The organism is Streptomyces sp. NPDC056160, assembly GCF_042268205.1.
In the GTDB taxonomy this organism is placed as follows: Bacteria; Actinomycetota; Actinomycetes; order Streptomycetales; family Streptomycetaceae; genus Streptomyces.
On the sequence record NZ_JBHJUW010000346.1, the window covers coordinates 1 to 1447 of the forward strand.

Below are 1447 nucleotides of genomic sequence, written 5' to 3' on the forward strand. Positions count from 1 at the left end.
GACGGTGCTGCCGCTTGCGGACGATCTGCGGCTCGAAGGTGCCGGCGGTGTCGCGGGGCACCTTCACCTCGACCGGTCCGACGTCGGTCAGCACGGTCTTCGACCGGGTGCCGTTCCGGCTGTTGCCGCTGTTCCGGCCGGCCGCGTCGTGCTTGTCATAGCCGACGTGATCGGTGATCTCGCCCTCCAGGGCGGACTCCAGCACTCGCTTCGTCAGCTGCTGCAGCAGCCCGCCCTCCCCGGTCAGCCGCAGCCCGTCGGAGCGGGCACGGCCGACCAGCATCGCGATCAACTGCTCGTCCGACACCGCCTCCGCGGCCGACTCGACGACCGCCGCCTCCACGGCCTCGTACTCGGTGATGGTCTCGCTCATCAGGCGTCTCCTTGATCATCGGATCCGCCGTCTATTGGACACTCCCCATTTCGTGGTCGACGTGCTCGATCGCGTCCGGCCGGGAGCGGACCAGGTCCACGGTGTGCTTGTCCGCGTCCCGTGGCAGCACACCGGCCCCACTCCCAGTACCGGCGCAGCTTGGCGACCAGGTCGTGCGCGTCCTCGGTACGGCGGTCGATCTCCAGCAGCAGCACCGGCACCCCGGCCTCCGGCGCCCGCACCACCAGGTCGGCCCGCTGCACGTAGCTGTTGCCGAGCCGGTGCCCGATCTCGGTCTGGAAGCCGAGCCGGTGGCCGATCCCGGCGCGGTGGAGTTCGGCGGCCGTCGAGGTGACCGCCGCGGCGTGGTCGTCGTAGCCGGTGCCGAGCAGCTCCTCGGTGTCCGGGTCGTACTCCTGCTTGCGCAGCACCGGGACCCGTATGCCCTTCGGTTCCAGCAGCTGCTTCGCCTCGCCGTGTCCGCGCCGGGTCAGCACCCGCTCCTGCCGCTGGTCCTCCTGCACCGACTCGATCCTCACCAGCTGGTGGTCCTCCAGATCCAGGAGGGTGTCCCGCGTGAGCTTGTCGTGCCGGTTGTCCGGACGGGTCAGCTTCCACAACTGATCGGGCGTAGCCCTCTGGAAGATCCCCAGTGCTTGTAGCAGTTCCCGGCGCCGAGGCCCGGTCGAAGTCCTCCGGTGCTTGGGACGCCTCGCTACATCAACATGAGGGTTGTCGGACCTGCGACGACTCCCTGTCCGCCGGGCCTGACCTGCCGAAACGTCCGGCTCCTGGCGGCGGGGCGCGGATGGGGTGACGGAGGGGGCGTCGCCGGTCCGGTCAAGGGGCTGCTCGGGCTCGTCTGCAGTGCTCGCCACAGGGTGCTCCTGGATGTGGGGCGGGCCCATCCCGCCATTCACCTTCTACAGGTGCGGTCTTCGGCTCTCGTGTGACGCCGGACTTGAAGAACTTCGCCGTCGGGTTGCGTCCTGGGAAGTGGTGTACGGGTTCCCACCTGATCCGGGTGTTTGGCCTGGCGTCGGAGTGAGGGCCCGGATATGAGAACGGCCACCG

General features: G+C 69.3%; 2 protein-coding genes. Both read right to left on the minus strand.

Translation table 11 applies throughout. The features are described 5' to 3' along the window. Positions 1–283: transposase (locus ACFC02_RS42630; RefSeq protein WP_376368434.1), on the minus strand; the 283-nt coding region annotated here is incomplete at its 3' end. Positions 284–372: 89 nt separating this feature from the next. Next, positions 373–993, minus strand: coding sequence for a hypothetical protein (locus ACFC02_RS42635; RefSeq protein WP_376368432.1), 621 nt, complete (start codon positions 991–993; stop codon positions 373–375). Positions 994–1447: the final 454 nt, after the last annotated feature.